Annotated in this window: 13 protein-coding genes and 1 pseudogene; 5 read left to right on the top strand and 9 right to left on the bottom strand. The window is 69.1% G+C overall.

Annotated features, from left to right (window positions below):
* Window positions 1–5 precede the first annotated feature (5 nt).
* From ACFYWY_RS25050 to ACFYWY_RS25040, 3 genes are read left to right on the top strand one after another with little or no spacing between them, the layout of a single operon-like run.
* On the top strand, window positions 6–794 hold the full coding sequence (locus ACFYWY_RS25050; RefSeq protein WP_389190256.1) for an ABC transporter ATP-binding protein: 789 nt from the start codon (window positions 6–8) through the stop codon (window positions 792–794).
* Window positions 781–1,671: an ABC transporter permease gene (locus ACFYWY_RS25045; protein ID WP_389190255.1), complete on the top strand. Its 891-nt coding sequence runs from the start codon at window positions 781–783 to the stop codon at window positions 1,669–1,671. Before ACFYWY_RS25050 ends, ACFYWY_RS25045 begins: the two co-directional genes overlap by 14 nt.
* Before the next feature lie 8 nt (window positions 1,672–1,679).
* Window positions 1,680–2,429, top strand: a complete 750-nt coding sequence (locus ACFYWY_RS25040) for a sirohydrochlorin chelatase (RefSeq protein WP_389190254.1) — start codon at window positions 1,680–1,682, stop codon at window positions 2,427–2,429.
* 57 nt (window positions 2,430–2,486) lie between these two features.
* Here ACFYWY_RS25040 and ACFYWY_RS25035 read toward each other — a convergent pair whose 3' ends face one another.
* The 7 genes and pseudogenes from ACFYWY_RS25035 to ACFYWY_RS25005 form a co-directional block, all read right to left on the bottom strand.
* Window positions 2,487–2,723, bottom strand: a complete 237-nt coding sequence (locus ACFYWY_RS25035) for a hypothetical protein (RefSeq protein ID WP_389190253.1) — start codon at window positions 2,721–2,723, stop codon at window positions 2,487–2,489.
* Window positions 2,710–2,961, bottom strand: a complete 252-nt coding sequence (locus tag ACFYWY_RS25030; protein WP_389190252.1) for a DUF6400 family protein — start codon at window positions 2,959–2,961, stop codon at window positions 2,710–2,712. The genes ACFYWY_RS25035 and ACFYWY_RS25030 overlap by 14 nt, the downstream gene beginning before the upstream one ends.
* Before the next feature lie 253 nt (window positions 2,962–3,214).
* Window positions 3,215–3,787, bottom strand: a complete 573-nt coding sequence (locus ACFYWY_RS25025) for a TIGR03086 family metal-binding protein (protein WP_389190251.1) — start codon at window positions 3,785–3,787, stop codon at window positions 3,215–3,217.
* A gap of 57 nt (window positions 3,788–3,844) precedes the next feature.
* Window positions 3,845–4,465: a DsbA family protein gene (locus ACFYWY_RS25020; RefSeq protein WP_389190250.1), complete on the bottom strand. Its 621-nt coding sequence runs from the start codon at window positions 4,463–4,465 to the stop codon at window positions 3,845–3,847.
* 54 nt (window positions 4,466–4,519) lie between these two features.
* A pseudogene (locus ACFYWY_RS25015) lies at window positions 4,520–4,742 on the bottom strand (ketopantoate reductase C-terminal domain-containing protein); the annotation flags it as partial.
* 12 nt (window positions 4,743–4,754) lie between these two features.
* The gene (locus tag ACFYWY_RS25010; protein ID WP_389190249.1) at window positions 4,755–5,303 is read right to left on the bottom strand and encodes a DUF1697 domain-containing protein; all 549 of its coding nucleotides are present in this window, start codon (window positions 5,301–5,303) and stop codon (window positions 4,755–4,757) included.
* Window positions 5,304–5,380: 77 nt separating this feature from the next.
* Window positions 5,381–6,580: a S8 family peptidase gene (locus tag ACFYWY_RS25005; RefSeq protein WP_389190248.1), complete on the bottom strand. Its 1,200-nt coding sequence runs from the start codon at window positions 6,578–6,580 to the stop codon at window positions 5,381–5,383.
* Between the two features lie 369 nt (window positions 6,581–6,949).
* Here ACFYWY_RS25005 and ACFYWY_RS25000 point away from each other — a divergent pair, with 369 nt between their 5' ends.
* Window positions 6,950–9,217, top strand: a complete 2,268-nt coding sequence (locus tag ACFYWY_RS25000; protein WP_389190247.1) for an MMPL family transporter — start codon at window positions 6,950–6,952, stop codon at window positions 9,215–9,217.
* 171 nt (window positions 9,218–9,388) lie between these two features.
* Here ACFYWY_RS25000 and mgt read toward each other — a convergent pair whose 3' ends face one another.
* Both mgt and ACFYWY_RS24990 read right to left on the bottom strand, forming a co-directional pair.
* A complete protein-coding gene (mgt, locus tag ACFYWY_RS24995; protein WP_389190246.1) occupies window positions 9,389–10,594 on the bottom strand; it encodes a macrolide-inactivating glycosyltransferase in 1,206 nt (401 codons plus the stop codon).
* Between the two features lie 287 nt (window positions 10,595–10,881).
* Entirely contained in the window at window positions 10,882–11,763 is an 882-nt protein-coding gene (locus ACFYWY_RS24990) for an SDR family oxidoreductase (protein ID WP_389190245.1), read from the bottom strand.
* 85 nt (window positions 11,764–11,848) lie between these two features.
* Between ACFYWY_RS24990 and ACFYWY_RS24985 the strand changes: the two genes are divergently transcribed.
* A complete protein-coding gene (locus ACFYWY_RS24985) occupies window positions 11,849–12,427 on the top strand; it encodes a TetR/AcrR family transcriptional regulator (RefSeq protein WP_389190244.1) in 579 nt (192 codons plus the stop codon).
* Window positions 12,428–12,553: the final 126 nt, after the last annotated feature.

Here is a 12,553-nt window from a genome sequence, read left to right as displayed (position 1 = left end):
CGACCATGGCCACAGCGATCGCCAAGGCCGAAGACCGCGTGACGGTCGAGCACGCCGCCCGTCTCGAGCACGTCTCGAAGTCCTTCGCCGGACCGTCCGGGCAACAGCTCGTCCTGGACGACATCACCCTCGATGTCGCTCCGGGCGAGTTCGTCACCCTCCTGGGAGCCTCCGGCTGCGGAAAGTCGACGCTGCTCAACCTGGTGGCAGGCCTCGACCGCCCCACCGCGGGGTCCATCGCGACCCCCGGCGGGCGGCCCGCCCTGATGTTCCAGGAGCACGCCCTGTTCCCGTGGCTGACCGCGGGCAAGAACATCGAACTGGCACTGCGGCTGCGCGGTGTCCCCAAGACCGAGCGGCGCGCCGAGGCGCAGCGGCTGCTGGAGCTCGTACGGCTCCAGGGCGCGTACGGCAAGCGGGTGCACGAGCTCTCCGGCGGGATGCGCCAGCGCGTGGCGATGGCCCGGGCTCTGGCGCAGGACAGCCAACTGCTGTTGATGGACGAGCCGTTCGCGGCGCTGGACGCCATCACCCGGGACGTGCTGCACGACGAGCTGACCCGGATCTGGCGCGAGACCAACGTCTCGGTCCTCTTCGTCACGCACAACGTCCGTGAGGCGGTACGGCTCGCCGAGCGGGTGATCCTGCTGTCCTCCCGCCCGGGCCGGATCGCCCGCGAGTGGACCGTGGACATCGAGCAGCCGCGCCGTATCGAGGACGCCGCCGTGGCGGAACTGTCCGTCGAGATCACCGAAGAACTGCGTGGGGAGATCCGCCGTCATGGCCAGCACTGAGACCAAGGCCGCCGGCAAGGCCGACGATCTGGCCGGACTCGAAGCCGGACTCGACGCACTCGACGCGGTGCAGGTTCGCCGTACGCCCGTGCGCGAGGTGCTTCTCAAGAAGATCCTGCCGCCGCTGACCGCCGTCGCTCTGGTCCTCGTCGTCTGGCAGGCCCTGGTCACGGCGAAGGTCACCGACGAGGGAAGCCTGCCCGCACCGTCCGCGGTATGGGACAGCGTGTCCGACATGTGGCTGCAGGGCACGCTGCTCGAGGTCGTCTGGACCAGCGTCTCCCGCGGTCTGCTCGGCTTCCTGCTGGCGCTCGCCATCGGTACGCCGCTGGGACTGCTGGTCGCCCGGGTGAAGTTCATCCGGGCCGCGATCGGCCCGATCCTGTCGGGTCTGCAGTCCCTGCCGTCCGTCGCCTGGGTGCCGCCGGCCGTGATCTGGCTCGGGTTGAACAACTCGATGATGTACACGGTGATCCTGCTGGGCGCCGTGCCCTCGATCGCCAACGGCCTGGTGTCGGGCGTCGACCAGGTGTCGCCGCTGTATCTGCGCGCCGGCCGCACCCTCGGCGCGACCGGGCTCAAGGGCACCTGGCACATCGTGATGCCCGCGGCACTGCCCGGCTATCTCGCGGGCCTGAAGCAGGGCTGGGCCTTCTCCTGGCGCTCGCTGATGGCGGCGGAGATCATCGCCTCGTCCCCGGATCTCGGCCTGGGACTCGGGCAGCTGCTCGAGAACGGCCGCAACAACTCCGACATGCCGGGCGTCTTCCTCGCCATCCTGCTCATCCTGATCGTCGGTATCGCCATCGACCTGCTGATCTTCAGTCCGCTGGAGCGGTGGGTGCTGCGCAGCCGCGGTCTCCTCGTCAAGAACTGAGCCACCTCATGCCCAGCCCCGTCCTCCTCGTCATCGCACACGGCAGCCGCGACCCGCGGCACGCCGCGACCGTGCATGCCCTGGTGGAGCGTGCCCGGTCGCTGCGGCCGGGGCTGCGCGTGGAGACGGGATTCCTGGACTTCAACGCGCCGTCCGTGCCGAGGGTGCTGGAGCGTCTTGCGGCCGAGGGCGTACGGGACGTGGTGGCGCTGCCGCTGCTGCTGACCCGCGCCTTCCACGCGAAGGCCGACATCCCCGCCGTACTGCGCAAGGCCCCGCCGGTGCTGCGCATCGACCAGGCCGACGTACTCGGCCCGTCCCCCTTGCTGCTGTCCGCCCTCGAACGGCGGCTGTACGAGGCCGGGCTCGACCCGTCCCACAAGCGCTCGACGGGCCTGGTGCTGGCCTCGGCGGGCTCCACAGACCCGGAGGCGATCGCAGTGATCGCAGATGTCGCGCGGGAGCTGCGGCACACCGGTTGGTGCGCCGTGCGGCCTGCGTTCGCCTCCGCATCTCTTCCCCGCACCGAGGCCGCGGTACGGGCGCTCCGCGACGAGGGCTGCGAGCGCGTGGCGGTGGCGCCGTACGTCATCGCGCCGGGCCGCCTCCCGGACCGCATCGCCGCGGGCGCGCGGGAGGCGGACGTGCTGGCCGATGTCCTGGGTCCGGCCCCGGAGCTGGCGGAGCTGTTGCTGGAGCGCTACGGGGAGGCATTGGCGGCTGGGGCCGCCCGCGCCTCGCTCGCCTTCACGGGGTGACCACACCCCGTCCCCGCGCAGCCTCGGTCCGGGCCGAAACCGGCGCGACGTGCAGCGCTACGACGGGCACGCCCCGCGCGATCCGGCGCCGAAACCGGTCTCATGGGCCCACAGATGGGCGCAGTTGGAGCACTGCAGATGCAGCAGGCTGCCCTTGTTGGACAGCAGATAGCGCCAGTGGTCTCTGCAGGCGCGCCCCGCCAGGCAGACGGCGCAGTCCCGGTGGTCGGCGCATCCTGGGCACGGCACCCAGGCCCTGCGCCCGGCATCGGCCGTCGGATCAAGCGGCAGCATGGCCCTCGCCCTCCCCTCCCGGAAGGACGCCGGCCGACACGAGCCGGTCGTAGGTCTCCTGCTGCTGCGGGTCCAGGTTCGAGTACAGCAGGCGGTACGCCTCCCGCTCACCCTCCAGCACGGCCACCGGGTCCCAATTGTCTCCGATGGCTTCAAGCACTGCGGCGCGCCGCCTGGCCTCGTCGACGGTCAGGTCGATCTCGAACTCATAGTGATCCGGAGTCTGGTCGTGGATCATGCGGTGCTTCTCTCGCCGGGTCGGTGGCCGAACCCGTCGTGTCTATCAGGGGCCTTCGAACCGAGGAAGCGTCAGTTCAAACGGGCAGTTACCGCATGAAACGGACTGTCGACTCGCTGAAGTCACTTCCTTCTCATAACAGGCAAAAGGCATCATGCGACCTCCGTAGTGTGAGGGACTGCACACCGCTGCGCCCGCCCGTCCGGCGTGACGGCAGGAACGACAGCGGTGGGCGTCAGTCGCGGGGCGACCTTCAGGCCCGCGGGTCGCGTCCGCTCGTCGCCAGGGCTCGGTCGAAGGCGGAAGAATCGTCCGCGACCGGGACCGGCTCGGCGAAGCCGTCGTACCGGCGGTAGACCTCGGCGTGCTCCTCGACCACCGTGAGCACGAACTGGCCCGTCTCGTTGGGGAGTTCGAATTCCTGGCCGATGGAGCGGGCCAGGTCCCAGCCGTGGACCGCGAGCTCCTTGACGAGAAGCGAGGCGATCTCAGGGGCGGGCATCGTCATGAAGCCGAGGTCCACATCGCCTTCCCAGACCGCCGGATCGGACCAGGCGGCGAGAGCACGTTCCAGCTGGCCCGCGTACCGCTCCGCCCAGTCGTCGCACTCCGTGAAGTCGCGCTTCGTGAGCTCCTCGGGGAGCTGCTTGCGCAGGGCGCGGTGCTCAAGGCCGTGGGACGTGTACAGAACCAGGTGGTTGACGAGCTCCCGGACCTCCCAGTCCTCGCAGACGGACGGGGCCGGCAGCTGCTCGGCGGTGACCAGGCGGGCGACGCGGGCGGCTTCGGCGGCACAGGTGGTGAGGTGCGCGTGGATGCTGTTCATGCCCGCGAAGCTATGCGCGCGGCTTCCGGCCGGTCTTGAAGGAACGCGACACCGCCGTCAGCCGAAGTTCAGGCTCCCGGTGCGGGTGCGCTTCAGCTCGAAGAAGTCCCGGTGTCCGGCGATGACCCGGAAGCTGTCGAAGAGCCGGGCGGCCTCCTCGCCGCGCGGGATGGAGTTGAGCACCGGGCCGAACCAGACCGTGCCGTCGACATGAATGGTGGGCGTGCCCACATATGCGTCGGCCGCCGGGTCCTTGCCCGCGTCGTGGCTGCGGCGCACCGCTTCGTCGTACGACTCGTCGTGCGCCGCCTCGGCGAGCGACGCGGGCAGGCCGAGTTCGACCAGGGACTGGGCGATGACCTCGTCGAAGTCCTCGATGTCGCGCTCGTGGATCCGGGTGCCGAAGGCGGTGTAGAGGCCGCGCAGGATCGCGTCGCCGTGCTGCTCGGCCGTGGCGACAGCCACCCGTACCGGACCGATCGACTTGTCGACCAACTCGCGGTACCACTGCGGCAGTTCGTTGCCGATGTTGTGGAGATACAGACTCATCGGCCGGAAGCTCAGGGCGATGTCGCGCTCCCGCTCGACCTCCAGCATCCAGCGGGAGGTGATCCAGGCGAAGGGGCAGGCGGGGTCGAACCAGAAGTCGACGGCGATGTTGTTCTTCTCAGTGGTCATGCCCTGAGGCTAGCCATGAAGTGGCCCGGCATCCCGGGCCACTCACGCGCTGATTCACTGGTCCATTTCGGCGTCGACGAGCGCGGTCGGCTCGGCGACGGACATCGAGCCGGCTGCCCTGCGCTCACGGGCGAGGCTGTTCGGCCACCCGCCGGAGGACTTCATTGACGGGCACCGGGACGCCGTGCAGCCTGCCCAGCAGGGCGATCTCGCCGTTGAGGCAGTCGGCCTCGATCGTTCCCGTGCCGCGGTTGAGCGACTGCCAGGACGAGCCGCCGCTTGCGCGGGGTCACTCGCGCGTCAGTTCCACCAGTTTGACGACCGTGTTCCAGTTGCGGCTGGTGGCGACGGTGCCCCTGAAGAGGCTCGGCTTTCCGAGCGCTTCGGCGAGTTTGGAGCGGCCGAGCCCGTTCGGCGCGTACAGATACAGCGCCCGGTCACCGAGCCGGAACTCATCCGGCAGATACGCCGCCGCGTCGATCGACGCGAGCCGCTCGGGGCCGACCGGCTCCGAGAAGTAGATGACGTGCAGCTGCTTGCCCTCCAGCGAGGCGGCGGGAAAGGGGCACGCCTCGGCCACGGCACGCAGATACGGACCACTGCGCACCAGGCAGTCGACACCGAAGCCGAACCGCTTCTCGATGGCACGTTCCAGCGCGGCACAGACGGCCTTCTCGTCGTCCGAGTCACTGGTGAAGACGGCGTTGCCGCTCTGCAGATACGTGGCGACGTCGCCGTGGCCCAGTTCCGTGAGCAGTTCGCGGAGTTGGGCCATCGGCACCTTCTTGTGCCCGCCCACGTTGATTCCGCGCAGGAGTGCCGCATACCTCGTGGTCATGGGCACACCATAGGACGGCCGCCGCGCCCCGTGGGGGAGGGCACGGCGACCGCCGGTTCAGCAATGGAGGACGTCGGTTACTCGACGACCTTCAGCAACTTGTTGGGCGTGCCCTCACTGGGGTTGGTGATCTTGTCGGCCGTGGCGCCGTCGGTCAGCGCCGTGGCCACCTGCTCCGGCGTGGCGTCCTGGTGGGCGCCGAGGTAGATTGCCGCGGCGCCGACGACGTGCGGCGTCGCCATGGAGGTGCCGGAGATGGTCTTCGTACCCTCGTCGCTGTCGTTCCACGCCGAGGTGATGTCCGAGCCCGGGGCGTAGATGTCCACGATCTGGCCGAAGTTGGAGAACTCCGACTGCGCGTCGTCCTTGGTCGAGGAGGCCACGGTGATGGCTTCCTTGACGCGCGCCGGAGAGCCCTGGCTCGCGTCGGTGGACTCGTTGCCGGCCGCGACGGCGAAGGTGACGCCGGAGGCGATCGCCTTGCTTACGGCCGCGTCGAGCGCCTCGTCGGCGCCGCCGCCGAGGCTCATGTTGGCGACGGACGGGCCCTTGTGGTTCTTGGAGACCCAGTCGATGCCCGCGACGACCTGCTCGGTGGTGCCTGAGCCGTTGTCGTCGAGGACGCGGACGGCGACGACCTTCGCCTTCTTGGCGACGCCGTGGGCAGTACCGGCGATGGTGCCGGCGACATGGGTGCCGTGGCCGTTGCCGTCGTCGGCGGAGTCGTCATTGTCGACGGCGTCGAAGCCGTGGGTCGCGCGACCCTCGAAGTCCTTGTGCGAGACGCGGACTCCGGTGTCGATGACGTACGCCGTGACACCCTCGCCCGCGCTGTCCGGGTAGGCGTACTTCTTGTCGCCGGCGGTGTCGGCCTGGTCGATCCGGTCCAGGCCCCACGACGGCGGGTTGTCCTGAGTCGCGTTGATCGAGAACTTCTTGTTCTGGACGACCTTCGCGACGGCCGGGTCGGCGGCGAGGCGCTTGGCCTCGGTCTCAGAAAGGCCGCTGGCGGAGAAGCCGTTGACGGCCGAGCTGTAGTTGCGCTGCAGCTTGCCGCCGTACTCCGCGGCCAGGTCCTTCTTGTCGGCCTTCTTGTCCAGCAGCACGATGTAGCTGCCTGCGACGGCGCCTTCGGCGTTCGCTCCGTAGATGGTGCCCTGGGCAGGAGTGGTCGCTCCGGCGAAGGACGTGCTGAGTACGGTCACTCCGGCTGCGGCAGCCACGGCAGTTATCGCCGCGGTCAGCTTGGTCCTGCTCGCACGCTTGTGAGTTGCCATGAAGAGGGGGCTCCTCGTCATCATTTGTGGGGGGATTGGCCCGTGGACGGAAAATCTCCGGGGGCTGGTTCGAAACCCTGACCGATTGACGGGCTCAGATCAAGACCTTCATACAGCTGTGACTTAGACAACAAGGTTTCGTAATAAGAAATCGGCCAGGGCCCCACAAGTCGGACTTCTCCCTCAACTCCCCAATAGATGTAAGGGGCTTCGATCCTTCTTGTCGGGGATCCAACCGATCCGAAAGGAGGAGTCAACCGCCCAGCGGGGTCACCGGTGAGCAGGAGGAGAAGGCCTGAATGAGCCCATAGTTTCGAAGCGGGACGACGGCGCAGCGCCGACGTCATGCGCCAAGGGGGCAGGGCTGTCATGGGAAACGCAGGAGGAAGGCCGCGCGGAATCGCCGCGCGGGCCGGCGGCTGGAGTGCACAGCACCGCTGGGCTGCCGTGGGAATCTGGGTGTTGTTCGTCCTTCTCGCCATGGTGGCCGGTTCGGCCGCGGGCACGGTGGAACTCAAGGACAGCGATCAGCTGAAGGGTGAGACGACCCAGGCGTCCCGGATCGCGGAGGACGCGGGCGTCGAGGAGCCGGCCGGCGAGACCGTGCTCGTCCAGGCCAAGAACGACACGGCAAAGGCGACGGACCCGGAGTTCCGCAAGGCCGTCGACGCGGTGATCAAGGCGGTCGGCGGCACGGGTGAAGTGGCCGCGGTGACTTCTCCGTACGACACCAAGAGCATCTCCAAGGACGGGCGCAGTGCGCTCGTCCAATTCAATGTGCGCGGTGATCCAGAAACGGCCGCCGACCGGATCGAGCCGGTTCTGGAGGCCGTTGCCAAGGTCCAGGACGCGCACCAGGAGCTGCGGATCGAGGAGATCGGCAGCGCCAGCATGAACAAGACCTTCGACGACGCGTTCGGCGACGACTTCAAGCAGGCGGAGCTCTCGGCGGTGCCGGTCGCGCTCGGCATTCTGCTGATCGCCTTCGGCGCCCTGGTGGCTGCGCTGCTGCCGGTAGCTCTGGCCATCACCGCGATCATGGCGACGATGGGGCTGATGGGCGTCGTCAGCCACGTGATGCCGATGAGCGATACGGCGAACTCCGTGATGCTGCTGGTGGGTCTGGCCGTCGGCGTCGACTACTGCCTGTTCTATCTGCGGCGTGAGCGCGAGGAGCGGGCCGCGGGGCGTGACCGGCAGACGGCGATGCAGATCGCCGCCGCGACCAGCGGGCGGGCCGTCATCGTCTCCGGCGTGACCGTGTGTGTGGCCATGGCCGGCATGCTCTTCACCGGGATCGGCGAGTTCGAATCGATGGGCCTGGCCTCGCTGATCGTGGTGGCCGTGGCCATGGTCGGCTCGGTGACGGTGCTGCCGGCGCTGCTCTCGCTGCTCGGTGACCGGGTCGAGAAGGGCCGCATCCCCTTCCTCAACCGCTTGAAGCGCGGTGCCAACGGCACCGGCGGCGAGAGCCGCGTATGGACCTGGGTGCTCGGCGGCGTACTGAAGCGGCCCCTGGTTTCGCTGCTCGTCGCGGCGGGCGCGCTGGTGGCTGTCGCGCTGCCCGCGGTCGGCATGAAGACCCAGAACTTCACGCTGGACCAGGAGTTCGGCGACTCGGTGCCGATTGTGGCGACGTACGAGCGGGTCAACGAGGCGTTCCCGGGCGGGGCGGACCCGGCAGAGGTCGTCGTCAAGGCGGACGACATCAACGCGGCGCCGGTACGGGATGCGATCGCCGACTTCCGTGAGCGGGCGGTGAGTTCGGGCGCGTCCCGTGGCCCGGTCGAGGTCGTGACGCACGATGCGCAGAACCTCGCCTTCGTATACGTTCCTCTGGTGGGCGGCTCCGACCAGGACAAGGCGGAGAAGAGCCTGGCCATCCTGCGCGACGACGTCCGGCCCGCCACCCTGGGCAAGATCGACGGAGTCGAGGCGCCGATCAGCGGTCAGGTCGCGGGGTCGAAGGACTTCAACGACCAGCTCGGCTCGGCGGTGGCGCCGGTCTTCGTGTTCGTGGTGCTGTTCGCCTTCGTACTGATGCTGCTGTCGTTCCGCTCGCTGACGATCGCGATCACGTCGATCGTGCTCAACCTGCTGTCGGTGGGGGCGGCTTACGGCATCCTGACGGCCGTCTTCCAGCACGGCTGGGGCGCCTCGGTGTTCGGCGCGGAGGGCGTGGGGGCGATCATCGCCTGGCTTCCGCTGTTCCTGTTCGTGATCCTGTTCGGGCTCTCGATGGACTATCACGTGTTCGTGGTCTCGAGGATCCGCGAGGCGAAGGTTCAGGGGCGCAGCACGCGGGACGCGATCACGCACGGAGTGGTGACGACGGCCGGTGTGGTGACGAGCGCGGCGGTCATCATGGTGGCGGTGTTCGCGATCTTCGGCACGCTGTCGATGCAGTCGATGAAGCAGATGGGCGTGGGTCTCGCGGCGGCGGTGCTGATCGACGCGACGATCATCCGCGGGGTGCTGCTCCCGGCGATCATGGCCCTGCTGGGCGAGCGCAACTGGTACTTCCCGAAGTGGCTGCGCTGGCTGCCGGATCTGACGCACGACGAGTCGGCGGTGGCACCGGCCCCGGTGGCGGACGCACGCCACGACGACGGCAGGCCGGATCCGGTGCGGGTCTAGCGGTTACGGACGGGGACGGGGCCCTGACTGGGGCTCCGCCCCGGACCCGCCCCCCCTGCCCTGGCGGGCAGGGGGGACCCCCAGGTCCTCAATCGCCCAACGGGCTGGAATCCAGCCCGTTGGGGTTCCCCCGGACGAAGTCTGGGGGAGATTGAGGACAGAGCAGTAACGTCAGCCGCGCCCGACGCCGAGCTCCGCCTCGATCAGGTCCGCCGCACGCATCGTGCCGCCCTCCGCCCCCATCGGGTCCCCGATCTCCTTCAGTTTCCGGGCCACTTCGGGATCCCCCGTCAGACCCAGCACCGCCTCCCTCAGCTCAGCCGCCGTCGCCGTCTCCGAGTCGAGCCGACGGGCCACGCCCAGGCCGACGAGCATGTCGGCGTTTCCGAACTGGTCGACCGCCTGCGGGACCGCGACCATCGGGGTGGCCGTCGCCAGGCCCTCCTGACTGCCGCCCGCGCCTGCATGGGTGATGAAGGCGTCCGCCTGGCGCAGGATCGCCAATTGCGGCACCCAGCGGTGCACCTCGACATTGGCCGGAACCTCACCCAGCTCCGACTCGTCGACGTACCGGCCGATCTGCAGCACCACATGCCAGCCCGGCAGATCGCCGAACGCCTTCACGCACTCGCGGTAGAAGGCGGGTTGCTTGGTGAAGGCCGACCCGAGCGAGACCAGCAGCACCTTGTCGGCGCCCGCCGGCCGCTGCCACTCCCCTTGTTCCTTGCGGTCGCCCTGGCACGCGCCGACGAAGGAGTGGACGAACTCGTCGACCCGGTCGGCGCACGGCTGGAGCGCCTTCGGGATGAGGACGATCGACCGCCGGGGCCGGCCGACGAAGGGGTCGGGATGGGTGTCGATGCCGTTCTCGGCGAGCCAGGCGCGGAAGCGGGCGTAGTACGCCTGGCCCCGCTCGGACGCCTTCAGCTCCGCGAACATCGGCTCGGCGACCTCCTCCTCGTACCCCTGCCAGGCGACGAGGTTCGGCGAGAGCGAGACCGCGGGCACGCCCCACCGGTGGGCGAGGACGACGGCCGGGTACGAGGTGATGTCATGGATGACCAGATCCGGCTCGTCCCCCTCGAACGCGGCCGCCAGCTGCGGCAGCACCTGGATCGCGTCGTTCAGGAACGGCTCGATGTTGTCGATCAATTCTGTGCCCCACAGCTCCGGTTCCTCCTCCGTGGGCAGCGTGGAGGAGTAGATCACCGGCTCGGCACCGGTCGCGGCGATCTTGTCTGCGTACGACGCGGGGATCGCGTAACTGACACGGTGCCCACGGGCGACGAGCTCCCGGACGACCTCGATGCTGGGGTTCACATGGCCGGGGGCGGCGATGGAGAACATGGCGATATGGGCGCGCTGACGTTCGGTCATGCCCTAAACATTAACGAGACGATACGTCTCGTGCAACTATCGCGGAGTCGCTCGCGAGGTCTGCGAGAGAGCGCGGGTGAGACCGTGGCCCGCCGGGCCGGCCGGGAGCCCGCCCCGGGCGCGAACGCCCCTCGCCGTAGTGGAGTACGCGCGGGTTTCGCCGGCGTTGCCGGCGAAAACCCACTCGCGGCACGGGCCTTTCAACAGTGCGGGACGGTTGTACGTGAGGGTCTTGCGTTGCCGGCGTGGGCGTCGGCAACGGGCCCGCCCGATCTTCCCCCCGCCCTTCAGGGCTGGATGTTCTCCAGGTCCTCCAGAAGGCTGGGGTGCTTCGGCTCCCAGCCGAGCGCCTGCCGGGTGTGGGTGCTGGACGAGGGCTGATCCCTCGCGAAGATCGGGCCGAGAGGGCCGTAGGTCTCCGATGGCACCGACTCGACCGGCAGGCCCAGCCGTCGGCCGATGACCGCGGCGATGTCACGAACCTTGTCTCCGTCGTCGGCCACGGCGTGCCAGGAGGTACCAGCTTCCGCCTGCTCCAGGGCGAGCCGTATGAGGACTGCCGCGTCGAGCGCGTGCACGGCCGGCCAGCGCTGTGCGCCGTCGCCCGGGTAGCCGGACACTCCGGTCTGGCGTGCGATGTTGGTCAGCAAACCGGCGAACCCGCCCGTGCCCTGGTTGTGAACCGTGCGCGGCATGCGTACGGCGGTGCTCCGGACCCCGCGGGAGGCCAGGCCCAGGACCGCCGTGACCGCGCGACCGCGACCACCGACCGGCCCGTCGGTCGGCACCGGGTCGGCCTCGGTGGAGACGCGGCCCGGCACATAGGGCGTACCTGAGACGGTGACGAAGGGACGGTCGCTGCCGACGAGTTCCTCGCCGAGGGTCGCGAGGGCGGCACTTTCCTCGGCGACCGCCTTTGCGAGGGCGTCGGAGCTGCTGAAGTCGTTGGCGAATGCCAGGTGGATCACCCCGTCGGTCTGAGCAGCGCCGGCGCGAAGGATGTCCAGATCGGCGAGACCTCCCCGGAGCGGCTCCGCGCCGGCCGCCTCGGCGACCATCGCAGAAGCGTCGGAGCGGGCGAGCGCGAGGACGGTGTGACCGTTGCCGAGCAGTTCGGCGACGACGGCGGAACCGATCAGACCGGTGCCACCGGTGACAAAGACGCGCATGAGACTCTCCCTCAAGTGATGGGACTCTTGTCCCGTCACTCTAGCAGGGTGACGGGACAAGAGTCCCATCACGTACGATGGGCCCATGGGTCGATGGGAACCAGGCGCACGCGAACGCCTCGTCGTGGCTGCCGTCGACCTGTTCACCGAGCAGGGGTACGACGCCACGACGGTCGCGCAGATCGCCGAGCGCGCCGGAGTCACCAAAAGCACTTTCTTCCGGCACTTCCCCGATAAGCGCGAGCTGCTGGTGGCCGGTCAGGAGACGCTGAGCCGGCTGCTGGCCGAGGGGATCGCCGAGGCGCCCGGTGACGCCAGCCCGCTCGAGGCGGTCGCTGCCGGTCTTGAGCGCGCCTCGAGCGCGATGGGCCCCATGAATCGCGAGCTCGCTCCTCGCCTGAAGGCGGCCGTCGCTGCCAGCGCCGAACTTCAGGAGCGTGACGCCCTCAAGAGCGTCAGCCTCGCGGCCGCCATGACAACCGCTCTGGTCGCCCGCGGCGTACCCGATCCGACTGCGGCTCTCGCGAGTGAGCTGGGCGTCCTCGCCTTCAAACGGGGGTTCGCCGAATGGTCCGAGGTCGACCGTGATGCCAAGGACGAGCTCGCCGAGTACACCCTGGCGGCCCTGCACGAACTGCGTGCGGCGAGCGCATCGCTGGGCTGACCGGACAACCTCACCGGTCGTTCACGGAACTGATGCTGTTGGTGATCTCTAGGTCGTCAGCCTTTGGCAGAGCCGCTGGAAGTGGCTGGGTGGTCGTGGCGGAGAAGCCGGTGTAGTGCCCGGTGG

Source organism: Streptomyces sp. NPDC002870 (assembly GCF_042888505.1).
Taxonomy (GTDB): Bacteria; Actinomycetota; Actinomycetes; order Streptomycetales; family Streptomycetaceae; genus Streptomyces.
The sequence above is the reverse complement of the archived record's forward strand: the minus strand, read 5'-3'. Positions and strand labels throughout refer to the sequence as shown.

Bases quoted from the DNA above. Each gene is read 5' to 3' on its own strand.
- ACFYWY_RS25050 (WP_389190256.1), top strand. From the start codon at position 6: ATGGCCACAGCGATCGCCAAGGCCGAAGACCGCGTGACGGTCGAGCAC.
- ACFYWY_RS25045 (WP_389190255.1), top strand. From the start codon at position 781: ATGGCCAGCACTGAGACCAAGGCCGCCGGCAAGGCCGACGATCTGGCC.
- ACFYWY_RS25040 (WP_389190254.1), top strand. From the start codon at position 1,680: ATGCCCAGCCCCGTCCTCCTCGTCATCGCACACGGCAGCCGCGACCCG.
- ACFYWY_RS25035 (WP_389190253.1), bottom strand. From the start codon at position 2,723: ATGCTGCCGCTTGATCCGACGGCCGATGCCGGGCGCAGGGCCTGGGTG.
- ACFYWY_RS25030 (WP_389190252.1), bottom strand. From the start codon at position 2,961: ATGATCCACGACCAGACTCCGGATCACTATGAGTTCGAGATCGACCTG.
- ACFYWY_RS25025 (WP_389190251.1), bottom strand. From the start codon at position 3,787: ATGAACAGCATCCACGCGCACCTCACCACCTGTGCCGCCGAAGCCGCC.
- ACFYWY_RS25020 (WP_389190250.1), bottom strand. From the start codon at position 4,465: ATGACCACTGAGAAGAACAACATCGCCGTCGACTTCTGGTTCGACCCC.
- ACFYWY_RS25010 (WP_389190249.1), bottom strand. From the start codon at position 5,303: ATGACCACGAGGTATGCGGCACTCCTGCGCGGAATCAACGTGGGCGGG.
- ACFYWY_RS25005 (WP_389190248.1), bottom strand. From the start codon at position 6,580: ATGGCAACTCACAAGCGTGCGAGCAGGACCAAGCTGACCGCGGCGATA.
- ACFYWY_RS25000 (WP_389190247.1), top strand. From the start codon at position 6,950: ATGGGAAACGCAGGAGGAAGGCCGCGCGGAATCGCCGCGCGGGCCGGC.
- mgt (WP_389190246.1), bottom strand. From the start codon at position 10,594: ATGACCGAACGTCAGCGCGCCCATATCGCCATGTTCTCCATCGCCGCC.
- ACFYWY_RS24990 (WP_389190245.1), bottom strand. From the start codon at position 11,763: ATGCGCGTCTTTGTCACCGGTGGCACCGGTCTGATCGGTTCCGCCGTC.
- ACFYWY_RS24985 (WP_389190244.1), top strand. From the start codon at position 11,849: ATGGGTCGATGGGAACCAGGCGCACGCGAACGCCTCGTCGTGGCTGCC.